Consider the following 23,686-nt stretch of genomic DNA (forward strand, 5'->3'; position numbering starts at 1 on the left):
CTCGCGACCTTCACTCCACGAGCCCGGCTCGCCGCTCGCGCCATGTCGCGGAGGTCTGCGGCTTCAAGAAGACCGAGACGATGTCCGAGCGGCGTTTTCGGAGCTTTGTTTCGATGCGTTCGACGCAATCCTCGATATCGGCGGTGGAGCGATCGTCCTTGAATTCAAGGCTCAGAGCCACGACGATTTGATCCGGGCCGAGATGAACCGTGATCATGCCGTTGACCCGCTCGACATCGGGATCACCATCGACCGCCGCTCTGATCTCCTCCTGCACCTGCGGCAGCGCAGCTTCTCCGATGAGCAGGGCCTTGCTCTCCCGCGCGAGGAGTATCGCCGTGGCGGCGAGGATGATGCCGATCAGGATCGAGGCGACGCCGTCGAGCTCGGGGCGCTCGAAATAGGCTGCTGCGGTGATGCCGATGAAGGCGATGAGCAGGCCCAATAGAGCTGCCGTATCCTCGAACAGCACCGTGAAGACGCTGGGATCCTTGCTTTGCCGCACGGCCGCGAAATAGCCCAGGGTACCCTTGGCGGCCTTGAACTCTTTCAACGCGACCCGCCAGGAATAGCCCTCGAACAGAGCCGAGAGGCCGAGCACCACATAGTTCGCGGTTAGGCTCGTCGCAGGATGTGGCGAGATGGCATGGGCGATGCCTTCATAGAGCGAGACGCCTGCGCCGACAGCGAAGACCAGCAGCGCAACGATGAAGCTCCAGAAATAGAGTTCGCGGCCGTGCCCGAACGGATGCGTGAGATCGGGCGGTCGGGCCGCCCGGTGCAGCCCGTAAAGCAGAAGTGCGCCATTGCCGGTGTCGACGAGGGAATGGATTCCTTCCGACAGCATGGCCGAGCTACCCGTCCAGGCTGCAGCGATGAACTTCGTCGCTGCGATCAGGAGATTTCCAACCAGCGCCGCATAGATGACCGTTCGTGATCCCGCATGCGCCGCCATTGGTTCTCTCCGCCTGGGCGCAACGAGCAATGCCCACGGGAGTTCCGGTACGGCTATGGCGTGCTTAGTCGGTGGACTTTCCGTTGGTGCTGTCGCGAGCGGATGAGGCCCTCTTACAGAAATCCTCGCGGATGAGGGCGAGGTCCTTCTCGTCTAGCTCCTCGAGGTCGAGCAATTCTTCGCGGGCACCTTCCAATCGCAGAATAAGCTCGTCGAGCTTGATCTGCATCGCAGCCGTGTCGCGATTCTGGCTGTTCTGGATGATGAAGACCATCAGGAAGGTGATGATCGTCGTGGAGGTGTTGATGACGAGCTGCCAGGTGTCGTTGAAGCCGAAGATCGGTCCTGATGCAGCCCAGACCACGATCAGAGTCACGGCACCGAAGAAGGTGATCGGCTTGCCGGTCCAGGATGCGACCGACTGGGCCATGCGCGTGAACAAGGAAGCCTTGTTGCCCTTGTGAATGATATGATCGTAGCTCGACATGACGCACCTCGGTCCCGCATTGCCTTCGCCCCGGCAAAGCCCTGAACCGCCCGGCCATTCGCGAGTTCCACGAGAGATAAGATCGAGGAGCCTTGCAGCGATCGAACTGGTTCGGCGCGCTGGCTGCTGGCAGCGATCTCATGATCTGGATTAACGGATGGGCGGCGAACTCAGTGACGTTCGGATCATGGAGGGGGACGATGGTCGGGGTGCAATCGTATCGTTTCCCTTTGATGCCGCATTCGTCGAGCGCTTCCGCATGGCATTTCCGCGCGCTCGCTGGAGCGACCGGCATCGGGCCTGGCGACTGCCGGGCACGACGGCCGCTCGACGCGTCACGCGTTGGCTTGACCGTGAACTCCCGGGAACGTTCACCAATGCCGATGAGCGCGGGCGGAATTCCTTCTCTTTCGAGCCCATCGTCAGCCCCTATCTCAGTACCGATAGCGAAATCATCGTTAGGACGCCCTATTCGCGCACCGTGGTCGCGGAATTGCGGGCCGTGCCCTGGGCTTGGTGGCATGGTGAGGACAAGGCCTGGCACATCCCCTTCCGATCCGTCGACGCGCTGCGTGAGCGATGGGCTATTATCGAAGCGGCAGCTCAGCGCAACGAGCCAGAGGCGCGGAAGATGCGAAGCGCCGCTGCGAAATCCGCTCCCGAATATGAAGGCGCCAAAGCCAGGACGAACGAGCGGCGGCGGCAGCGTTATCCCGTTCCCGCCACCGCTTTGCCTCCGTTGGACAGGGTCCTGATGTCCCATGAGGGACCGCTCGTGGTTATGGACGTCACCGGTGAGATCGTGCCAGCCGAGATCGCCCGACAGCACTATCCTTGGAGCGAGCTCCGGCGCGACGACCTGATCTGGGCACTATGGCGCCGCCCCACGCATGATGAGCTGATCAAGGCTTGGCCAGCTCGTCACCAGCCCGCCGCCGATGATTTCGCACAAGGTTGGTGGCAGCCGACTCTTTCCGAACTGCGCGATGCCAGAAGGGCCGCCCGCTCTCTCGAACGCGCTCTGGAGACGCGCAAGCAAGGGCGTTCTACCCCGGGCAAGGGAGCTAGAGATCGGAGCCCATGAGAATAGCGACCTTCAACATCAATGGCATCAATGGTCGCCTTCCCGTCCTCCTCCGGTGGTTGAGCGAGACCCAGCCGGACATCGTCTGCCTGCAGGAGCTGAAGGCTACGCAGGACAGGTTTCCGGAATCAGCGATCCGAGACGCCGGCTACGGCTGCATCTGGGCGGGCCAGAAGAGTTGGAACGGCGTCGCCCTCCTGGCACGCGGCAGCGATCCCATCGAGACCCGCCGCAGCCTGCCCGGCCATGCGGGCGACCAACAGAGCCGTTATATCGAAGCCGCCGTGCAAGGCGTGCTGATCGGTTGTCTCTACCTTCCGAACGGAAATCCGGCGCCAGGCCCGAAACTCGCGTACAAGCTGGACTGGCTCGCACGCCTCGCAGACCACGCCGCAGAGCTACTGGCGCATCGCGTTCCGGTCGCGCTCATTGGTGACTTCAATGTCATTCCGACCGAGCGAGACGTCTACAAGCCCGAGCGCTGGCTGGGCGATGCTCTATTTCGTCCCGAGGTCCGGCGCGCCTTCGAGGCGCTTCTCGCGCAAGGCTGGACGGACGCATTGCGCAAGCTTCACCCCGAAGACCGCATCTACACATTCTGGGATTATTTCAGAAACGCATGGGGACGCGATGCCGGCCTACGCCTCGACCATCTGCTTCTGAGCCCGGATCTGGCCGCGCGTCTGGAAGCGGCGGGTGTCGATCGCCACGTGCGTGGCTGGGACAAGGCCAGCGACCATGCCCCCGCCTGGATTCGACTCGCGGCCATAGCGCTGCAGTAGACGAGGGGTATCCTACCGACGTCGGAATTTCGCCTCGTGGTCTTTTTCGCAGCCTCCATCCGGCCTCTCCCATCCGAAGACGCTTCGGCCGCCGTACTCCGGCGAGCGTCGGCGCTCCTCGGCGACATACTCGACGAGCGTCGGACCTGTCGCACTCTGTTCCAGCCGGCGACTCTCGCCGTCCAGCCGCGCGATCGCGGCAAGGCGATCCTCCTGACCGAGCTTCGCCCGGTCGACGGCCGAACGAAGGACACCGATCGTCTGATCATAGACCTTGGTCGGTACGGCGAAGGGCTGGCGATCCTTGCCGCCATGCGCGAGCGAAAAGCGCGCGGGATCACTGAAACGGCATGGCGCACCATGCAGCACTTCCGCGACCATCGCGAGAGAGCGTACGGTACGCGCACCAATGCCGGGCACGAGCAGAAGCTCGGAAAAATCGCTCGGGCCCCGGTCGGCCGCGGCGGCGAGCGCACCATGAAGGCGGCGCGCCATGACGTCTTTGGGCCTCACATCATGATGCGAAGGCATCACGAGATGCGGCAGGGTCAGTTGCGGAGCCACTTGATCGGCGCAAGCGCGCTTCGGTTGGAGCGCAGCCAGCTCTCTGACGATCGCATCAGGCCCTTCGTCGCGAAGCATCGCGACCTGCGCCGTGCGGGCACGATCCGCGCGTGCATCCGTCAGGTTGACGATATTGCCGGTGCTGCGGCCTTCGATCGCCGCATGAGGCGCCTCGACGAAGCTGCCGAGCCCCTCGGAATGCCAGTGATAGCGCCGCGCCATCCCGCCATCGCCATTCATGCCCTGCTGCACGACCGTCCAGTGCCCGTCATCCGTCACGAAGAAGCCGTGCAGGTAGAGGTCGAAGCCGTCCTGCACCGCGGCGCTGTCGACCTTCGCGACGAGCCGGCTCGCCTGAGCCAGCGCCGCTCCGTCGAACCCGACCTTCCCACCGATCTGCTCCAGCTCCGCCGGGGTGCGGCGGGACTGGTTGCCGCGTCCGCCGCAGACATGAAGCCCGAGCTCGCCGGCGAGCGGCGTCAGGCCGCGCTTCAAAGCCCCGATCACGCTGGTCGTGATGCCCGAGGAGTGCCAGTCCATTCCCATGATCGCGCCGAAGGACTGGAACCAGAAGGGATGCGCGAGCCGCCGGAGTAACTCGTCGCGACCGTAGTGCTGGATGATCGCCTCGCAGATCACACTGCCCAGCCTGGCCATGCGCTCGCCCAGCCAGGGCGGAACGCGGCCGTAATGCAGGGGAAGATCAGCGCTGCCTGATCGGCGTGTCATGAAGTTCCGGAACAAATAAAGAACGATCAGTCGGTATAGGCTCTCGCAGGCTCTCGCGCCAGCCTGAATTCAGCCCGACGGCTTCGATGGGGCAAGCAACCGGTGCCCTTGAACAATCTGCAGGTGGTGGAACAGCGAGGCCGCTCGGGCGTCCTGTCTCTGGAGCCCTGAGGGGGCGATGACGATTCATTTGAGTGGAGACCACCAGCATGGCCAATGGCAATAGCGAGGCACTCAACGACCAGATCGCTCTCCTGCGCCGGCAGGTTTCGGATTTGACCCAACTCGCGGCGGCCGCCTCCGGAGCGGCGCAGGAAGAAAACCTGCAGGAGCAGATCAACGCCAAGCAGGATCATCTCAACGAGCTCCTGAAGCTGCGTGGCGATGCGGGCTAGCGATACGATCGCGATCGACGACGGTTCCACTCCCTGCTGGCCATGCTGGCGTGCAGGGACCGATGAGCGACTGCTGATGCGAAACCCGCCGGGTTCAGGTAGGATGGCTCATCCGCAGCGGAGACATCGTCCGCATGGATAAGCCGATCGCACATCGCCAAGGTTTCCCCGACAGCTTCACGGCAAGCTTGGTCGCGCTCATGCCTGCGGCGGTCTATATTTGCGATGCTGCCGGCCGCCTCACCTTTTTCAACCGGAAAGCCGTCGAGATCTGGGGACGCGAGCCGCCGCTTGGGGACGATCAGGAACGATATTGCGGTTCGTTTCGCATGTGGACGCCGGACGGCCACCTGTTGAGGCATGAGGACTGCCCCATGGCGGATGCGCTGCGGGATGGCCGAGCGGGGCGTGATCTGGAGGTGGTGATCGAGCAGCCGGACGGCACGCGTCTGATCGCCAACGTGAATATTGACCCGATCTTTGACGATGCCGGCAACATAACGGGCGCAATCAACGTCTTCGTGGACGTCACGGATCGCAAGCGCAACGAGGCGCTGCTGGGGAGCCAGCGAGAGGCTCTCGAATGCGCCTTGAACGGAGAGCCTCTCACGGCATCATTAGGCGTTTTGGGAGGTGCGGTAACAGCTCAGTACGGTTGCGGCACCCGCTTCGCGTTTTATCTTGCCAATGACGAGAGAACGTCGCTCCGGCACGTCGTCGGCATGTCGGAGGACTATGCCGCGGCCGTGGATGGCTTCCTGATCGGGCAGGATTCGCTCGCCTGCGGCCTTGCAACCGCCACAGGCGAAGCGGTTCTGACGACCGATGTCGAGGAGGAAGTGCGCTGGAAGCCATGGCACGAGATGGCCCGTCGCTTCCAGTATCGCGGCTGCTGGAGCTTTCCGATCCATTCCCGCAAAGGGGAATTTGTCGGCACGTTCGCTCTTTACTGGCCGCAGCCGGCAAAAGCGGGCTCCTTGGATATCGAGGTTGCAAACCTCGTCACCAACACGGCCGGCATCATCATCGGTCGCGACCTCGAAGCGAGGCATCGCAGGGCTGCCGAAGCGTCGCTTCGCGAAAGCGAGGAGCGCTTCCAGCAGCTAGGCGCCTCCTCTTCGGATGCCATCTGGGTCAGAAATGCCCATAGCTGGGACTTTGAATATGTCAGCCCGGCAGTGCAGACGATCTATGGCGTCACCCCGCAGGGTGTGCTCGCCGACGCCAGGCTGCTCAACGCCCTGATTATCCCTGAAGAACGTGATGAAGCTTCGAGGAATGTCGAGCGCGTCAGCGCTGGCGAGGTCGTCGTCCAGGAATACCGTATTCAGCGGGCGGGCGACCTGGCGTTTCGCTGGATCCGAAGCACCGGATTTCCGCTTTACGGTGGCGACGGCGACATCCAGCGCATCGGCTCGATTGCGCAGGACATTACCGAAGCGAAACTTGCGGCCGGACACCAGGCCACTCTGCTCGCCGAGCTCCAGCACCGCGTGCGCAATGTCCTGGCCATCGTGCGTTCGGTCACTGTGCGAACCGGCGAACGAGCCTCAAGCGTGCAGGATTACACCGACATCCTCTCTGGCCGGCTCCTGGCTCTGGCGCGGGTCCAGGCCCTCCTCACACGCGGCGCCAATCTCAGCGTGAATATCAGAGATGTCGTTCATGACGAGGTCAGCGTGCAGGCACAGCACGAGGGGCAGTATCGGATCGAAGGGCCGGACATTTCCCTCTCTCCCAAAGCGGCGGAGATCCTGACGCTGGCGGTTCATGAGCTGGGCACCAACGCCATGAAGTACGGCGCCCTGTCCGTAGCCGACGGGAGGGTCAAGGTGGAATGGGCCACCTTCGTCAAACGCGGCATCCCCTGGCTCCGCTTCGTATGGACGGAAAGCGGATCAGCCGCAGCGCCAGTCGCCGCGGCAACAGTGCCGCGACGACGAGGATTTGGCCGCGAGCTGATCGAAGCTCGCGTACCCTACGAACTAGGCGGGCAGGGGAGCGTTGTCATCGAAGCAGGCAAAGTGCAGTGCCATCTGGAGTTTCCGCTGGCTGACGGTGCGAGCGTCTTCGAGACGGGAGCACCGCAGAGATTGACCGTATTTGGAGGAGCACTCGACATGACGGGGGCACCAGATCTCCACGGCTACCGTATTCTGATCGTGGAGGACGAGTACTACATCGCCACCGATACCGCGCGCGCACTTCAGGGGGCCGGCGCGACGGTTATCGGTCCTTGCGGAAACGAAATGGCGGCTCAGGCGGAATTGGCCATGCAAACGCCGGATGCCGTGGTCCTTGATATCAATCTCGGTCATGGTGCGTCGTTCAAGCTCGCCGAGCATCTGCAGGAAAACGGCATTCCCTTCGTTTTTGTCACCGGCTACGACGCCGATATCATTCCTCCCGACTTCACAGGCGTCGAGAGGCTGGTGAAACCGCTGCAACTTCGGCAAGTCGTGGGAGCGATTTCGCGCTTGCTGCAGGCAACAGTCTGACGCACCAACGACGATCGCCGTTGCAGGCTTCGCCCTCGGCGCAGAGAGACAGGATGCTTGGAATTTCCACGGGGCTGTCGACGCTGAATGCGCTCGAACTCGCCCCTCGCCTCATCGGTATGGAGCTTCTCGTCGAAGGCGTGGGTGGGACGATCGTCGAAACCGAGGCCTATCTCGCCGACGACCCCGCCTCGCATAGCTTCCGCGGGCCGACGAGGACCAACGCGGCAATGTTTGGCCCTGCCTGGCACGCTTACGTCTACCGGTCCTATGGCCTTCACTGGTGCTTCAACGTCGTGGCGACCGGGAATGGCGCCGTGCTGATCCGGTCGCTGGAGCCGCGACACGGCATCGAGATCATGCGGACCCGCCGCGGCGCGATGATCCAGCTTTGCAACGGCCCGGGCCGGCTGACGCAGGCGCTCGGCTTGTCCGGCATTCATGACGGCAAGAGCCTCGCCTTACCTCCGTTCACCCTCATCGAGCGTCCTTGCGAGCCCGGCATCATCTGTGGTCCGCGGATCGGGATCTCGAAGGCGGCCGATTATCCCTGGCGCTTCGGGCTTGCCGGCTCACGCTTCCTGAGCCGACCCTTCGCTCCCATGAGCGGATAATTCTATCGCTTCGGCCTGACCAGGCGTTTCAGCCGCGCGATGTTCACCTTAACCCACTCTCTCCGTGGCGCCTTGAGACGCCCGGCGGGGATTCGCCCGACGATATAGCGCCGTTCGATACTGATCTTTGCCGGCGCGATCATCCGGGACGCGTCGTCTATCGCCGCATCGAAAGCGCGGTGAGCATCTTCCAGATCGCGGAAATCGCCGATCGAGGTCGAAGCAGGGAGCTGCGCCGGTTGACCGGCGATCAGGAGCATATTCGACCAGCCGCGCGCAAAGGCAGCTTCAACGAAGCGCGCGCGAGGCTCCCCGGGCGTCGTCTCGATGTCGAAGGTCGCAATAAAATGCTTCATATCGCAGGTTTGCCTGACCGGGATACGTCTAGCGCTTTTCGCAATGTTCAAGCGTCAAGGCATTCCGCGCGGCTCTCGCAGCTTTGCTCATCTCCCGCAATTGCTGCATCAGAACGGGACCTTCGATCTGGCTAGAGTTGTATCCCTCTTCCTGAAGTCTTCGCCGAAGTTCCCGGATTTTCTGGAAGCCACCTGTTCTCGCCAGCTCGAAAGCACGCTCGAGTACCGTTTTCATCATCATTCCTGCGCCTTGATACGCAAGCTAGGCTATGCTCCAGCTCCTCCAACGCATTAACGTATGTTACCGGCTTCGGAGCCGCTCGCTTGAGGTCATATGTTCCGCAACTGGAACCGATCTCATCGATGGAACGTTGAGCAGGCGGAATTCACGGTAGTGCTCGTCGCATCGGCGAGCAAAGGGCTGGAAGCCCACAAAACCCCGCCGGCAACCCGGCGGGGTTTTGTATTTGGCGCGTGTCCCTTGCCTAATCCCCGCACCGCGACAGTATCCTCCCGTCCGGCAAGGCGAAACGGCACTGATCTTCATAGTGAACCGGAGTTCCGTCCTCGAGGGTATATGAAGTCAATGGAGAGCCCGGCCAATCGCGCCAGACGACGACATGGTACAGCATGCCGTCTTCGTCCCGGCACCGCTCGGTGTAGAGCACGCGCTTGACGGGACTCGGACTTCGCGTCGGACCAGGCTCCCTCCAGATTGCGACCATGGCGGCACCTCACGCAACGCATCGATTACGCCGTCAACCCGCCGCGCCGAAGCCGAGTTCCACTTCGTTCGAGTACTCTGCTCACGCAGCGGTCGGCAAAACGCGTCCGGTCACAGCCAAATATCGGTCGCTGGAATGCATGACCGCAACCACGAGGTCGCTACCGTCCTCGCATTCGAGATTCAGCAAACCAAGCAAGGCTGCCGGGTCGAGGTCGCCGGTGTTGCAGAGCAAATAGCCCCCACGTGTGTCGCCGAAATCGTTGCTGAACTGAAAACTGATGGGAAGCCTGCGACCATCGCGCAGGATCAAAGAGCCTTTTCCGCTATGCATGACAGGTCTCCGACTGGGCAGCGTCAATGCGCACCGCCAGCGGTCATTTCCAAGGATCGGCATGGAGACAACTGCCTGACCATTGACGCGCATTCTCAGGCGGAGCGCACTAACATACGCTAGCCGCGCCAACACTCCGGCCACAGCGCTACGCCGGAGGTTTTCCGAGGCCGCTTTCCTGCGGCAATTCCGATGCCGACTTAGCCGCGATGCGCCCCACGATCAGATCGACGAGTTGCCGGACGCTGCGGCAGGCTTTCATCTCGTCATCCGGAACCATGTCGCAATCGAACTCCCGTTCGACCGCATTCCCGATCAAGGTGAGGTCGTCCAGCGACAGCCCGAGATCGGCTTCCAGCGATGCGCCAGGATCGAGCCGCTCGGGATGAACGAGACCTTCGGTCGCAATGATCTCGACGAGGCGTTTGACGAGAACCGCTTCGTCCGCGCTGAGATCGCCCATCTCAGCCTCGGCTAGTGCAACGCGTCGGCATTGGATCGCTCCCACGCCAGGATGGCTTTGACCAAAGCGGCAAGCTCCATGGCTTCGGCGGTCCCTTCCGGGTAATCGGACAACTGGCGCGCCCGCGCTGCCGCCGCCGCGTATTGCTCACGATCTTCGATTGCGACCGGGCGCCCGCGCCGGGCGCTCCGCTTGCCCCCTGCGATAATCGGCTCGATCGTCATGACGGGACCTCCTCTGTGCACCCCGGCGCAACCGGCTTCGAGGCGGCATGGTTCCGTCATCCTCGCGGCAAGCGTCGACTTCGCAATATTCAGCCCGCTGGCGGCTTCCCGCCATTCCAGACCGCGCGCTCGGCCTCAGGCGTGAGTTGAACTCCGGTGCCCTCGCGCCGGGCGAGCCGCTGGGCCGCCTCCATCGTCTCGCCGATGTCACTCATGGGTCGGACCGGTCACGTCCGGAACGGCCCAATTCGTTCCCATCCGAAGACGGGCAGCGTTTGAGCAATTTCAGAGGTTTCCGGATCCCGACAGGTGGGAACGCCGGACTATTCCGCTTGTTCCTTGGTCCCCGTGCATCCCAGGCGTGTCAGGCCAAGCCTTGATGTGGCCACCGCATTACGAGATCGTGCCCATGCGGATTCCAGCCTGGGACTTTCCTTTGTCAGCTCTTTCTCGCGAGACCTCTGTTCATTACGAGCCCGACGAGCAGGTCGAGCGCATCAAGGCGGAGGTGGTGCGCAAGCTCACCTACTCGCTCGGTAAAAGCCCGGCGGTCGCGCAGCCCCATGACTGGCTGACAGCAGCGATCCTCGCGGCTCGCGATCACGTCATCGATGTCTGGCAGAAGTCGACCCGGGAGAGCTACGCCACCGGCAGGAAGCGCGTCTATTACCTCTCCCTGGAGTTTTTGATCGGGCGCTCACTCGCCGACGCGCTGAACAATCTCGGCCTGACCGATTCCATGGCGCAGGCACTGCGCGAACTCGGTGTCGACCTGGCCGGGATCGAGAATCTCGAACCTGACGCCGCCCTCGGCAATGGCGGCCTGGGCCGCCTCGCCGCCTGCTACATGGAAGCCATGGCGTCGACCGGCGTGCCGGCGCTCGGCTACGGCATCCGCTACGATCACGGTCTGTTCAAGCAGCGCATTGATGGCGGACGGCAGATCGAGGTTCCCGAGGACTGGCTGTCCTTCCGCAATCCCTGGGAGTTCGAACGACGCGAGAGCGCCTACAGGATCGGCTTTGGCGGTACCGTGGCTGCGGGCGGGAAGCCCGGGCAGGTGTTCTGGGCGCCGGAGGAGACCATCTTCGCCGTCGCCTATGATACGCCTGTCGTCGGCTGGCAGGGGCGCGACGCCAACACCTTGCGGCTTTGGCGCGCAAGGGCGATGCATCCCCTGTCGCTGGATGCCTTCAATCAAGGCGATCTGGTCGGGGCTGTCGCCGAGCGCAACCGCGCCGAAGCGATCTCGAAGGTGCTCTATCCCAACGACTCGACGCCGGTCGGGCAGGAATTGCGCCTGCGGCAGGAGTTCTTCTTCACCTCCGCCTCGCTTCAGGATCTGGTCCGACGCCACCATCGCCAATTCGGAACGCTAAACAACCTCGCAGAAAAGGCCGCAATCCAACTCAACGACACCCATCCCTCGCTTGCGGTCGCAGAGCTCATGCGGTTGCTGATCGATGAGCATGAGGTCGAATGGGAGCGAGCCTGGGAGATCACGACGGCGACGATCTCCTACACCAACCACACGCTGCTGCCGGAAGCGCTGGAGACCTGGCCGGTCGCCCTGATGGAGCGGCTCCTGCCGCGCCATATGCAGATCATCTTCGGCATCAATGCCCGCTTCCTCGACGGCGTCCGCCGCGACGCGCCCGATGCCGACCTCTCCGCGCTTTCTCTGATCGACGAATATCACGGGCGACGGGTCCGGATGGCGCATCTCGCCTTTGTCGGCTCGCATAAGGTCAATGGCGTCTCCGCGCTCCATTCCAACCTGATGAAGGAAACGGTGTTCGCACCACTGCATCATGTCTTCCCGGACCGGATCACGAATGTCACCAACGGCATCACGCCGCGCCGCTGGCTTCTCAACGCGAATCCGGGTCTGACGAACCTCCTCAAGGAAACTTGCGGGGAGAAGGTCACGAATGATGTCGGGCTGATCCGCCAGTTCGGCAAACACGCCGACGACACGACGGTCCACGACCGGCTGGCCGCGATCCGGCGCGAGAACAAGCTCAGGCTCGCGACAATCATCCGTCAGGACTGCGGCGTCATCGTCGATCCATCCGCTCTCTTCGACGTGCAGATCAAGCGCATCCACGAATACAAGCGCCAGTTGCTCAACATCCTCGAGACGATCGCGCTCTACGACGCCATCCGCTCCGAGCCCTATCGCGACTGGGCCCCGCGCGTGAAGATATTCGCCGGTAAGGCCGCGTCGAACTACGTGACCGCCAAATCGATCATCAACCTCATCAATGATGTCGCCGCCGTGGTGAACAACGACATCACGACGCGAGACCGGCTCAAGGTGGTGTTCCTGCCGAACTACAACGTCAGCCTCGCCGAGACGATCATCCCGGCCGCCGATCTGTCCGAACAGATATCGACGGCCGGCATGGAGGCGTCCGGCACCGGCAATATGAAATTCGCGCTGAACGGAGCCATCACCATCGGCACGCTCGACGGCGCCAATATCGAAATCGGCGAGCGTGTCGGGGCCGACAATATCGCGATCTTCGGCATGACGGCGGAAGAGGTCGAGGCGGCGCGACGCGATCCCCGCCCGAGCGCCGACATCATCCATGCCTCGGCTCATCTCGAAGGCGTGCTCGATGCGGTCGCCGGCGGCGCCTACTCCCCCCGCGATCGCGACCGCTATGCCGGGCTCGTGGAAGGCCTCCTCGCCAACGATTGGTTCATGGTGCTCAACGATTTCGAGAGCTACCGCCTCACCCAGCGCCGGATCGACAGCCTGTGGGCGGATCAGGCGCGGTGGTGGCACATGTCCGTGAACAATACGGCCCATTGCGCCTGGTTCAGCGCCGACCGCGCCATCCGCGAATATGCGCAGCGTATCTGGAATCTGCCCGCCGCGGCACCGGGAGAAGGCTGAGGCGTTGGCTCCGATGCAGCGGATCATTCCCTGCGCGCGCCCGCTAAGCATCGGTGCGTCCCTTGTGGACGACGGAGTCTGCTTCGCAGTCTTCTCGCGCCACGGCACCCGCGTCTTCGTCTGCCTTTTCGACGAGGCCGGCGAGACGGAGCTGGCATTGCTGCCGCTGCCTTGCCGTGATGGCGACATCCATTATGGCTTGCTGGAGGGTGCCGGCGCGGGGATGCGCTACGGCCTGCGCGTCGAGGGGCCATGGCAGCCCGAGCGGGGCCATCGGTTCGACCCGACGAAGCTGCTCGTCGACCCCTATGCGACGCTGATCGATCGCCCCTTCCGCTGGGATCCGGCGCTCGCCCGCCATGGCGCGGAAACAGCGGCGCTCGTGCCGCGCTGCATCGTGCAGCCTCTCCCCGTCTCCGGCGAGGTCCGGGCTTCCGAAGCGACGCCGCCGACCTTCCTCTACGAGCTCGGCGTCCGATCCTTCAGCATGCGCCACCCGGCCGTCCCGCCGCCCTTGCGGGGAACACTTGTCGCCCTGCGTGAACCATCCGTCATCGCGCATCTGCAGAGGCTCGGCGTCAGCCATGTCGAGCTGATGCCGGTCGCAGCCTGGATGGACGAGCGCCACTTGCCGCCGCTCGGGCTCGCCAATGCCTGGGGCTACAATCCCGTTAACTTCTTCGCGCTCGACCCGCGGCTCGCGCCTGGCGGGCCGGTCGATCTTGCAGCACTCTGCGCCGCCTATGCCGAGGCAGGCATCGGCGTGATCCTCGACATCGTGCTGAACCACACAGCCGAAAGCGATGAATTCGGCGGCACGGTCAGCCTGCGCGGCCTCGACAATGCCGTCTATTACCGCCATGCCGCCGACGATCCCGCCCGCCTCGTCAACGATACCGGCTGCGGCCATACGCTGGCGCTCAATCGCGCTCCGGTGCTGCGTCTGGCGATGGACGCAATGCGGCACTGGCTGCGCCTCGGCATCGCCGGCTTCCGCTTCGATCTCGGCACGGTGATGGGACGCACGGAGACCGGATTTACGCCCGATGCACCGCTTTTCGGCGCCATCCTGCAGGATCCGGAACTCGCGCACGCCATCCTGATCGCCGAGCCCTGGGATATCGGCCCTGGCGGCTATCGCCTCGGCGATTTCCCCGCTCCTTTCGCCGAATGGAACGGGCGCTATCGCGACGACATTCGCCGTTACTGGCGCGGCGATGCCGGGATGGCCGGCGCGCTGGCGACGCGGTTGGCCGGCTCGTCGGACCTCTTCGCCAACAAACATCGCGGCCCGCAAGCCAGCATCAATTTCATCGCCGCCCATGACGGCTTCACGCTGCGCGACCTCGTCTCTTACGAGCGCAAGCACAACGAGGCCAATGGCGAGGGGAACCGCGACGGCGACAATGACAGCCATAGCTGGAACTGCGGCATCGAAGGCCCGACGCGCGACGCATCGATCGAAGCCGTGCGCGGTCGCGACGTCCGAGCGCTACTCGCGACGCTCTTCCTGTCACGCGGTATTCCGATGTTGACGGCGGGCGACGAGTTCGGGCGGACCCAGCACGGCAACAACAATGCCTACGCGCAGGACAATCCGACCTCCTGGCTGGACTGGGAGCGGGCCGACGATGAACTGACCGCCCTGGTCGCCGCGCTCGCAGCACTGCGTCGTCGGCACACGCTTCTAGCCGCCGATACCTTTCTGACCGGCACGGGAGAGCCGCCGGATGCGCGCTGGCTGAAAGCCGACGCGACAGCGATCGCCGATCAGGACTGGGCCGGTCTCGATGCCTTCTGCTTGCTGCTGCACGGCGCCACAGAGAGCCTGCTGATCGCGCTCAACCGTAGTATGCATGCGGCCGCGATGACGCTTCCCGCCGGCCGATGGGAGCAGATATTCACCTCCGACGGCCGAATGGAGGGCATGCTGCCCGCCCGCAGCGTCACACTGTGGCGGAAAGTCTGATCACATCAGCACGATCAAGGACCGCGGCGAAAGTGAGATTTCCTGGTCCGCCTTCAGTCCCTTGCGGCCCTCGTCCGAATTCGGGCCGGTCTCCGTATCCAGCACGACCGACCACGAACCGGACTTCACCCGCGGCGGTATCTTGAACACGACCTCGCCGTCAAAGGCGTTGAACAGGATCAGGGCCTCGTCGCCGCCGGCCTCGACATCCGGCATATGCATCAGCAGGCCGATCGCGAGCACGCCGGGATCGTCCCAGTGCTCTTCCTGCTGGTCGCCTCCAGCCGGGTTGACCCAGCGCAGCAGGCAGCCGTCGCGGAAGGACGTCCGCCTAAAGATCGGGTGCTCGTTGCGCAAGGCGATGACGCGCCGGACGAAGCCGGCGAGTGCCTCGTCGCGCCGCGTGATCTCGTCCCAGCGCATCCAGGCAGTCTCGTTGTCCTGGGCGTAGACATTGTTGTTGCCGCGGTTGGAATGGCCGTGCTCGTCGCCGGCAAGCAGCATCGGCGTGCCATGGGACAGAAGCAGCGTCGCCAGCAGATTGCGCTTCTGCCGCTGACGCACCGCAAGGATGCCTTCGTGCTCGGTCGGTCCCTCGGCGCCGTGGTTGAAGGACAGGTTATGGCCGTGGCCGTCCTTGTTGTCCTCGCCGTTCGCCTCGTTGTGCTTATCGTTGTAGGAGACGAGGTCCGCCAGGGTGAAGCCGTCATGAGCGGTGATGAAGTTCACGCTGGCCCAGGGCCGGCGGCCGCGCTGGTCATAGACGTCGCCCGAACCGGTGATGCGGGCAGCGAGGTCGCGGATGATGCCCTCTTCGCCCTTCCAATAGGCACGGATCGTGTCGCGGTACTTGTCGTTCCACTCGGCCCAGCCCGGCGGGAAGCCGCCAACCTGATAGCCGCCTGGCCCGATATCCCAGGGCTCGCCCACAAGCTTGACCTTGCGCAGGACGGGGTCTTGCCCCATCGCGTCGAAGAAGCCGCCGCGTGGATCGAAGCCGTGCGGCTCACGCCCGAGGATGGTACCGAGGTCGAAGCGGAAGCCGTCCACCTCCATCACCTCGACCCAGTAGCGCAGCGAGTCCATCACCATCTGGAGCACGCGCGGATGGGACGTGTTGACCGTATTCCCGGTACCGGTGTCGTTGACATAGTAGCGCGGCTCGCCCGGCATTGTCCGGTAATAGGAGAAGTTGTCGATCCCCTTGAACGACAGCGTCGGGCCGAGCTCGTTCCCCTCGGCCGTGTGGTTGTAGACGACGTCCAGGACGACCTCGAGCCCCGCATCGTGGAAGCGGCGGACCATGTCGCGGAACGAGGAAAGGCCGGCCCGCCCGAGATAGCGCTGCATCGGCGCGAAAAAGCCGATCGTGTTGTAGCCCCAGTAGTTGGACAGGCCCTTGGCGACGAGGTGATGGTCGTCGAGATAGGCATGCACGGGCAGGAGCTCGACGGTGCTGACTCCAAGGCTCTTGATGTAGTCGATCACGGCCGGCTCGGCGAGGCCGTCGAAGGTGCCGCGGCGGGCTTCGGGCACAGCTGGGTGCAGTTGCGTGAAGCCGCGCACATGCGTCTCGTAGAAGATGGTCCGGTCCCAGCCGATACCGGGCGCGCCGGGACGCTGCGGATCGGCTTGCCAGTCCACAACAACGCATTTCGGCATGTAGGACGCGCTGTCGAGTTCGCTGAAGCTGAGATCGCGGTCTTCCCCGGCACCAATCTCGTAGCCGTAATGCGCATCGTTCCAGTCGACCGCTCCTGAAAACTCCCGCGCATACGGATCCAGGAGAAGCTTGTTCGGGTTGAAGCGATGCCCCTCCTCCGGGGCGAATCGGCCATGGACGCGATAGCCGTAGCGCTGCCCTGGCCCCACGCCCGGCAGGTAGCCGTGGAAGATCTCGTCCGTGTATTCCGGCAAAGTGATGCGCGCAGTCTCGGTCTCTCCGCTCTCGTCGAACAGGCACAACTCGACGCGCTCGGCATGAGCCGAGAACAGGGCGAAGTTGGTTCCCTCGCCATCGAACACAGCGCCGAGTTCGGAAGCCCGGCCGGCCTTGATCTCAAAACCCGCCATGTCTTACTCCCGCCATGTCACAGCACCTTCGTGTCCAGCGTGCAGAAAGGACTATCGTCGCTGCGAGGCTGCCTCGCTTCCGTCGCGATGGCAGCAACGTGCTGCAGCAACAGCAGTTCCGGACCGCTGGCCTCGATCTTGCCTGAAATATTTCGCTGCGAGGCAGGAACTCGGGGATCGGCGGACCTGTTGTGCTTCGCGGGATGCCAAGGGCGTGACGATGACAAATGTTTTGGAGCTGGCCGAAATTGCAGGCGCCCCCGCTACGTCAGGCCACGCTTTGCATTATGCCCCCGCCGTCAAGGACGACATCGCCGACCAGCCATCACCGATCGCCGCGACCACAAAACTGCTGTTCGTGACGTCCGAGATGGGCGACTTCATTAAGGCCGGCGGCCTTGGCGAGGTCTCGACGGCGCTGCCCCGCCAACTCCGCAAGTTTTGCGAGGTGCGCGTCCTGCTGCCCGGCTTTCGCCAGGTCCGCAAGGCCAAACCCGCCATGGACGTCGTCCGGCAGATGCCGCGCGTCGCCGGCCTGCCGCCATGGTCGCTCGGCCGTTTCACCACGAGCGACGGCCTGATCGTCTACACCGTGCTTTGCGACGAGCTCTATGATCGCGACGGCTCGCCCTATGGGCCCTTCGGCGGAGGCGATTTCGGTGACAACGATGTCCGCTTCGGGCGGCTCTCGCTCGCCGCCGCGGAGATCGCCGCCGGCGAGGCCGACCCGAACTGGAAGCCGGACGTCGTCCATGTCAACGACTGGCCGTCTGCTCTCGCGCCCGGCTACATGCGCTGGAAGGGGCTGGAGACGCCCTCGATCCTGACGATCCACAATCTCGCTTATCAGGGCCTGTATCATCCGCAGCGCATGCGGCTGCTGGGCATTCCCGATCAGGCTTTCAACATCAACGGCTCAGAATTTCACGGCAAGATCTCGTTCCTGAAGAGCGGCATCTTCTATGGCTCGCATGTCACCACCGTGAGCGAGACCTATGCCAACGAGATCACCACGGCCGAGCACGGCTGCGGCCTCGATGGTCTCCTCAAAACGCGAATGGGGGAAGGCAGGTTGACCGGCATCGTCAACGGCATCGACGACAGCTGGAATGCGCTGATCGAAGGCGGCCGCTCCGGAGACCAGATCATCCGGCAGTGGAAGCGGCGCAACGCCGCCGACATCCGCCGGACATTCGACCTGCCGGAGTCGCGGGGCCCGCTCTTCTCAATCGTATCCCGTCTGGTCCATCAGAAGGGCATAGATCTGTCGCTGGAGGCTGCCGAGACGATCGTGGCGCAGGGCGGCCAGCTCGTTGTGACGGGACGCGGCGAGCCGCGCATCGAGGAAGCCGTCGAGAAGCTGGCGCGCCGATATCCCCGCGCCGTCGCTGCGCGGATCGGCTTCGACGACGGTGAAGCCCGCCGTCTGTTCGCCGCCAGCGATTTCCTGCTGATGCCCTCGCGCTTCGAGCCATGCGGGCTCAGTCAGATGTATGCGCAGCGCTCCGGCGCGCTGCCGATCGCCTATCGGACGGGCGGCCTGGTCGATACGATCGAAGACGGATTGTCGGGCTTCCTATTCTCCAATCTGACGGGCGCCGGCTTGACAGGGGCCGTCGCCCGCGCGCTCGAAGCCTTCCGCTCCAAGCGCACGTTCCGGCAGATGCGGGACCATGCCATGGCCAAGCGCTTCGACTGGCGCCGGCCCAGCTTCCGCTATGCAGATGTCTATGCCCGCGCGCTCGCCGCCTGATCATGGTGATCAGGCCGAACACGACGCACGCAGCATCTTCGGCAGAACAGCACTCAGCCCTTGGCCTTCGGGGCGGATTTCCGCGCGCCCGCATTCCCCGTCGCCGCCTTCTTGACCGGAACCGTCGCCTTCGGCTTGTCGTCCACGGTCGCCGAAACCCTGCCCTTCAGAGGCTTCGCTGCCTTGCCGGTTTTACCGGTGCTGGCCGTGACCCGCTCCTCGGCGAGGCGCCAGTGCTCGGCATCGCGGCCCTCGGGCTTACCTTCGGCTTCCCAGATCGCATAGGCGGTATCGCGGACGATCTGTTCCCGGCTCATCATCTATCTCCTCGAAAGGCGCTGAAGCGCGCTGGATGAACTGCATGCCGAATGGTGGGTTCCGACAGATGATCTTGCATGGTCGCGATGGCGGCGAAGCGGAACGGGGACCCCTTCTGCTGCGTTGCATCATGGCCGATTCTACCGCCCGGGCGGAATACCTCTAGTCTTCGGAACAGCCCGCTTATGCGCCAGTCTGCATCTTCTCTGCCCGCCTTGGCCCAGCATGATCTGGTGTTACTGGAGGAAGGGCGCCATCCCGACCCCTTCGCCGTTCTCGGCCGGCATGGCTTCGCCGGCGGCAGCTTCGTGCGCGCCTTCCTGCCCGGCTGCAACTATGCCGAACTCGTCACCGGAGAGGATGAGGAGCGCAACGCGGTGCCGATGGTCACGAACGGCGACGGCGTCTTCCAGGCGCCTGCGCCGGCGGATATCCCCTACCGCCTCCGCATCTCCTGGCCGGATGGCATCGTCGAGGCGGCTGACCCCTATGCCTTCGGTCTGTCGCTGTCCGAGGACGATATCTATCTCTTCGCCGAGGGGCGGCATTTCGACCTCGCGACACGGCTCGGCGCGAATCCGCGCAGCTTCGACGGCATCGACGGCGTGCTTTTCGCCGTCTGGGCGCCTAATGCCTCCCAGGTGGCCGTTGTCGGCAATTTCAACGGCTGGGACGTCCGCCGCCACCCTATGCGCCGCCGGCTCGGACCGGGGATCTGGGAGCTGTTCATTCCCGGCATCGGCCCGGGCGCCGTTTACAAATACGCGATCACCGGGTCGAACGGCGAAAAGCTCCCCTGGAAGGCCGACCCGCTTGGCCGTCGGCACGAGGAACCGCCGCGCACCGGCTCGATCGTCTCCGCCGCCCCCGATTTTGAATGGGACGACGCCAGATGGCTGAAGAGACGCGAGCGGGCCAATCCGATGGCGGAGCCGCTCGCCATCTACGAGGTTCATGTCGGCTCATGGCTCAGGACGGAATGGGGCAGGATGGGCAGTTGGGAAGAGGCCTGCGACAGGCTGATCCCCTATCTCGAATACATGGGCTTCAGCCATGTCGAGCTCCTGCCGATCACCGAGCATCCCTTCGGCGGCTCATGGGGCTATCAGCCGCTCGGCCTCTTCGCTCCGACCGCGAGGCTCGGACCGCCCGAAGCCTTCGCCCGCTTCGTCGACCGCTGCCATGCCGCCGGCATCGGCGTGATCCTGGACTGGGTGCCGGCCCATTTCCCCTCGGACGAGCATGGCCTCGCCCGCTTCGACGGCACGGCTCTCTACGAGCATGAGGACCCTCGCCAGGGCTTCCATCGCGACTGGAACACGCTGATCTACAATGTCGGCCGGCGCGAGGTCCGCGGCTTCCTGATCGCATCGGCGCTATGGTGGTTGGAGACTTTCCATCTCGATGGCCTGCGCGTCGATGCGGTCGCTTCTATGCTTTATCGAGACTACAGCCGCGAGCCTGGAGAATGGGTGCCGAACCATCTCGGCGGTCGCGAGAACCTAGAGGCGATCTCCTTCTTCCAGGAACTCAACACTCTGGTCGGCGCACGCGGGCGCGGCGCCATCACGATCGCAGAGGAATCGACGGCTTGGCCTGGCGTCACCGCGCCGGTCCATCACGGCGGACTCGGCTTCCATTTCAAATGGAACATGGGCTGGATGCACGACACCCTGCGCTATTTCGCGCGGGATCCAATCCACCGCGGCTATCACGGCGACGACGTCACCTTCGGATTGATCTACGCCTTCTCCGAGAACTTCGTGCTGCCGATCTCGCATGACGAGGTCGTCCACGGCAAAGGCTCGCTCATCGCCCGGATGCCGGGCGACGACTGGCAGCGCTTCGCCAATCTGCGGCTGTGCCTCTCCTTGATGTGGACCCATCCGGGCAAGAAGCTGCTCTTCATGGGCTGCGAGTTTGGCCAGGAGGAAGAATGGAATGTCGATGCGCCCTTCCCCTGGCCTGCCGACGACGACGTTCGCCGACGCGGCACAATGCAGCTCGTGCGCGATCTCAACGCCCTCTATCGCGGACACCCCGCGCTTCACCGCCTCGACCATCAGGCGGAAGGTTTCGGCTGGGTGATCGCGGACGATCAGGCCAACGCCGTCTTCGCCTTCACCCGCTCGGCCAGCGACGGCAGGCACCCGCTGCTGGTGATCGCGAACATGACGCCGGTGCCGCGCCACGACTATCGCATCGGCGTCGCAGCCGCGGGGCTTTGGGCAGAGCGGCTCAATAGCGATGCCGAAATCTACGGAGGTTCCGGGCTCGGCAATGGCGGTCAGGCTGCGACGACGCCCCTCGCTTCCCACGGGCAAGCACAATCGCTTTCGCTGACCCTTCCGCCGCTCGCGCTTCTGGTGCTGGAGCATGCGGGAGCGGGCGAATGACCGACGACATCTTGCGCCAGCTCGCTGCCCGCGCCGGCATCGCGCCCGAATGGACCGACCAGACCGGCGCCTTGCGACAGGTCTCGCCGGACAGTCTGCGCGCGATCCTGCTCGCGCTCGGCCTGCCCAGCGACACCACCGGAGCTCTGCGCAATTCGCTCGCCGCCGTCGAGGCGCTTCCCCTATCGGGCTCCGCGCGTTTCCTGACCGCCCGCGTGGGGCAGCCGATTGACATGCCCGCGACCGGCAATGACGCCGGCGAATTCGAAGCCGAACTGGAGAACGGCACTCGCCGCATTCTCAAGGCAGAACGAGCGAGCGATCGCCTCGTTCTGCCGGCCTTCGACGCGCCCGGCTATCACACCCTCCATGTTGGCGAAGAGGCTATCACGCTCGCCGTCGCCCCGGCGCGCTGCGTCACCTTTGCCGATCTGTCGGGAGGCCGGACGGGCTGGGGTCTGGCCGCGCAGATCTATTCCCTGCGCAGCGCCGGTGACGGCGGGATCGGCAATTTCGCCGGCGTGGCCGCGCTCGGCCGGGCGGCGGCCCGCCTCGGCGCCGATACCTTGGCGATCAGTCCGGTCCATGCCCTCTATGGCGCCCTGCCCGGTCAGTTCAGCCCCTATTCGCCCTCGACCCGGCTCTTCTACAACCCGCTCCATGCCGATCCCGCCGCGGCTCTGCCCGACGCCCTGATCCGCGACGTCGTCGCGCGCGAGGGATTGGCGGCGGAGATGGAGCGGCTCTCCGGCCTCGACCGGATCGACTGGTTCGCCGCGACGCCACTCCGGCACCGCTTCCTGCGCGCGCTCTTCGATCAGTTGGTCCAGGCCGGAGAGAGCCGAGACGCCTTCGAACGCCATGCCGCGGAAGCCTCGCCGCTGCTGCGTTCCCATGCGATCTTCGAGGTCCTGCATGCGGCCGAGCTCGCGCGCGACCCCACCTTGCGAAGCTGGCGCGACTGGCAGCCGGGCTATCGCGACCCTGACAGCGCCAAAGTGAAGGCCTTCGCCAAGGCGCATGCGCGGGACGTCCGCTATCAGCTCTTCCTGCAATGGCTGACGAGCCACTCCTATGGCGCCGCTCAACGCGCCTGCAAGGACGCCGGCATGACCGTCGGGCTCATCGCCGATCTCGCCATCGGCATGGACGGCGCCGGCAGCCACGCCTGGAGCCGTCAGGACGAGGTCCTGCACGGGCTGAGCATCGGAGCGCCGCCGGACTATTACGCGGCCGATGGCCAGAACTGGGCGCTGACCACCTTCTCGCCGCGCGGTCTCGCGTCCAGCGGCTATGCGCCCTTCATCGAGACCTTGCGGGCTAGCCTGCGTCATGTCGGCGGGATCCGGATCGACCACGTTATGGGGATGAGCCGGCTCTGGCTGATCCCGGAAGGCGCCGGCGCGCTCGACGGCGCCTATGTCAGCTTTCCCTCCGAGACGCTGTTCCGCCTGATCGCGCTCGAGTCTTGGCGCCATCGCGCCATCGTCATCGGCGAAGATCTCGGCACCCTGCCCTATGGCTTCCGCGACTACCTGCGCGAGCAGGGCGTGGCGGGACTGCGCGTCCTGCGCTTCGAACGGACCCAGTATGGCTATGTCCGGCCATGGGATTGGGATCGCGATGCGGTAGCTCTGACCAGCACCCATGACCTCGTGCCGACTGCCGGCTGGTGGGCGGGTTCCGATCTCGACGCGCCGGGTGAGACAGGCGAAGCCGAGAATGTCAGGGCCTGGGATCGCGGCGTGCTCTGGGGCGCATTCAGGGATGCCGGGCTGGCGGAAGGCGAGCGGCCGACGCCGGAGGATACCGCTCCTGTCGTCGATGCAACGATCCGCTATGTCGCGGCGACGCCCTGCACCCTGAAGATCGTGCCGATCGAGGACGCCCTCGGCCTGCGCGTACAGCCCAATGTCCCCGGCACGACTGTCGAGAGGCCGAACTGGCGCCACCGTCTGGAAGGCAACGCCGCCCGGGTGCTCGATGGCGAGGGTCTCCGCGATCGATTGGCGCCGCTGGGAGACAACCGCTCAAATTGATCATTCAGGCGTGAGACGGCCTGACGA

Annotated in this window: 20 protein-coding genes; 10 read left to right on the top strand and 10 right to left on the bottom strand. The window is 64.3% G+C overall.

Annotated elements, in window-relative coordinates:
* Positions 1-10 precede the first annotated feature (10 nt).
* Together J0I42_RS06565 and J0I42_RS06570 are read right to left on the bottom strand one after the other, a co-directional pair.
* Positions 11-955 (bottom strand): cation diffusion facilitator family transporter, encoded by a 945-nt coding sequence (locus J0I42_RS06565; protein ID WP_291653955.1) that lies wholly within the window; start codon positions 953-955, stop codon positions 11-13.
* Between the two features lie 64 nt (positions 956-1,019).
* Entirely contained in the window at positions 1,020-1,442 is a 423-nt protein-coding gene (locus J0I42_RS06570; RefSeq protein WP_061966356.1) for a low affinity iron permease family protein, read from the bottom strand.
* Positions 1,443-1,599: 157 nt separating this feature from the next.
* On the opposite strand from J0I42_RS06570, the gene J0I42_RS06575 reads away from it, so the two are divergent.
* Positions 1,600-2,526: a hypothetical protein gene (locus tag J0I42_RS06575; RefSeq protein WP_291653958.1), complete on the top strand. Its 927-nt coding sequence runs from the start codon at positions 1,600-1,602 to the stop codon at positions 2,524-2,526.
* The gene (gene xth, locus J0I42_RS06580) at positions 2,523-3,308 is read left to right on the top strand and encodes an exodeoxyribonuclease III (RefSeq protein ID WP_291653960.1); all 786 of its coding nucleotides are present in this window, start codon (positions 2,523-2,525) and stop codon (positions 3,306-3,308) included. Before J0I42_RS06575 ends, xth begins: the two co-directional genes overlap by 4 nt.
* Positions 3,309-3,320: 12 nt before the next feature.
* Here the strand turns inward: xth and J0I42_RS06585 are convergent, their stop codons facing one another.
* Positions 3,321-4,601 (bottom strand): DUF763 domain-containing protein, encoded by a 1,281-nt coding sequence (locus J0I42_RS06585; RefSeq protein WP_291653962.1) that lies wholly within the window; start codon positions 4,599-4,601, stop codon positions 3,321-3,323.
* Between the two features lie 209 nt (positions 4,602-4,810).
* On the opposite strand from J0I42_RS06585, the gene J0I42_RS06590 reads away from it, so the two are divergent.
* The 3 genes from J0I42_RS06590 to J0I42_RS06600 all read left to right on the top strand — a co-directional run bounded on the left by J0I42_RS06590 (position 4,811) and on the right by J0I42_RS06600 (position 8,108).
* A complete protein-coding gene (locus J0I42_RS06590) occupies positions 4,811-4,996 on the top strand; it encodes a hypothetical protein (protein WP_061966353.1) in 186 nt (61 codons plus the stop codon).
* A gap of 134 nt (positions 4,997-5,130) precedes the next feature.
* Positions 5,131-7,494: a PAS domain S-box protein gene (locus tag J0I42_RS06595; protein ID WP_291653964.1), complete on the top strand. Its 2,364-nt coding sequence runs from the start codon at positions 5,131-5,133 to the stop codon at positions 7,492-7,494.
* 53 nt (positions 7,495-7,547) lie between these two features.
* Complete coding sequence (locus J0I42_RS06600) at positions 7,548-8,108, top strand: DNA-3-methyladenine glycosylase (protein ID WP_291653966.1); 561 nt, start codon at positions 7,548-7,550, stop codon at positions 8,106-8,108.
* A gap of 2 nt (positions 8,109-8,110) precedes the next feature.
* On the opposite strand, the gene J0I42_RS06605 is transcribed toward J0I42_RS06600, so the two are convergent.
* From J0I42_RS06605 to J0I42_RS06625, 5 genes are all read right to left on the bottom strand, one after another.
* Complete coding sequence (locus J0I42_RS06605; RefSeq protein ID WP_291653967.1) at positions 8,111-8,515, bottom strand: hypothetical protein; 405 nt, start codon at positions 8,513-8,515, stop codon at positions 8,111-8,113.
* Positions 8,516-9,270: 755 nt separating this feature from the next.
* On the bottom strand, positions 9,271-9,522 hold the full coding sequence (locus tag J0I42_RS06610; protein WP_156407016.1) for a hypothetical protein: 252 nt from the start codon (positions 9,520-9,522) through the stop codon (positions 9,271-9,273).
* A 148-nt stretch (positions 9,523-9,670) separates the two neighbouring features.
* Positions 9,671-9,985 (bottom strand): acyl carrier protein, encoded by a 315-nt coding sequence (locus J0I42_RS06615; RefSeq protein ID WP_291653969.1) that lies wholly within the window; start codon positions 9,983-9,985, stop codon positions 9,671-9,673.
* A gap of 11 nt (positions 9,986-9,996) precedes the next feature.
* On the bottom strand, positions 9,997-10,209 hold the full coding sequence (locus J0I42_RS06620) for a hypothetical protein (protein WP_291653971.1): 213 nt from the start codon (positions 10,207-10,209) through the stop codon (positions 9,997-9,999).
* An 89-nt stretch (positions 10,210-10,298) separates the two neighbouring features.
* Complete coding sequence (locus tag J0I42_RS06625; protein WP_291653973.1) at positions 10,299-10,424, bottom strand: hypothetical protein; 126 nt, start codon at positions 10,422-10,424, stop codon at positions 10,299-10,301.
* A gap of 221 nt (positions 10,425-10,645) precedes the next feature.
* Here J0I42_RS06625 and J0I42_RS06630 point away from each other — a divergent pair, with 221 nt between their 5' ends.
* Positions 10,646-13,111: a glycogen/starch/alpha-glucan phosphorylase gene (locus J0I42_RS06630; RefSeq protein ID WP_291653975.1), complete on the top strand. Its 2,466-nt coding sequence runs from the start codon at positions 10,646-10,648 to the stop codon at positions 13,109-13,111.
* Positions 13,112-13,136: 25 nt separating this feature from the next.
* A complete protein-coding gene (glgX, locus tag J0I42_RS06635; RefSeq protein ID WP_465247651.1) occupies positions 13,137-15,080 on the top strand; it encodes a glycogen debranching protein GlgX in 1,944 nt (647 codons plus the stop codon).
* On the opposite strand, the gene glgX (J0I42_RS06640) is transcribed toward glgX (J0I42_RS06635), so the two are convergent.
* Positions 15,081-17,153 (bottom strand): glycogen debranching protein GlgX, encoded by a 2,073-nt coding sequence (gene glgX, locus J0I42_RS06640; RefSeq protein ID WP_291653977.1) that lies wholly within the window; start codon positions 17,151-17,153, stop codon positions 15,081-15,083.
* A 220-nt stretch (positions 17,154-17,373) separates the two neighbouring features.
* On the opposite strand from glgX (J0I42_RS06640), the gene glgA reads away from it, so the two are divergent.
* Positions 17,374-18,906, top strand: a complete 1,533-nt coding sequence (gene glgA, locus J0I42_RS06645; RefSeq protein WP_291653979.1) for a glycogen synthase GlgA — start codon at positions 17,374-17,376, stop codon at positions 18,904-18,906.
* 53 nt (positions 18,907-18,959) lie between these two features.
* Here the strand turns inward: glgA and J0I42_RS06650 are convergent, their stop codons facing one another.
* A complete protein-coding gene (locus J0I42_RS06650) occupies positions 18,960-19,223 on the bottom strand; it encodes a DUF2934 domain-containing protein (protein WP_291653980.1) in 264 nt (87 codons plus the stop codon).
* Positions 19,224-19,409: 186 nt separating this feature from the next.
* Between J0I42_RS06650 and glgB the strand changes: the two genes are divergently transcribed.
* Entirely contained in the window at positions 19,410-21,620 is a 2,211-nt protein-coding gene (gene glgB / locus J0I42_RS06655) for a 1,4-alpha-glucan branching protein GlgB (RefSeq protein WP_291653982.1), read from the top strand.
* Positions 21,617-23,659: a 4-alpha-glucanotransferase gene (gene malQ, locus J0I42_RS06660; protein WP_291653984.1), complete on the top strand. Its 2,043-nt coding sequence runs from the start codon at positions 21,617-21,619 to the stop codon at positions 23,657-23,659. The genes glgB and malQ overlap by 4 nt, the downstream gene beginning before the upstream one ends.
* Positions 23,660-23,686 lie beyond the last annotated feature (27 nt).

Source organism: Allobosea sp., assembly GCF_017308015.1.
Lineage (GTDB): Bacteria > Pseudomonadota > Alphaproteobacteria > Rhizobiales > Beijerinckiaceae > Allobosea.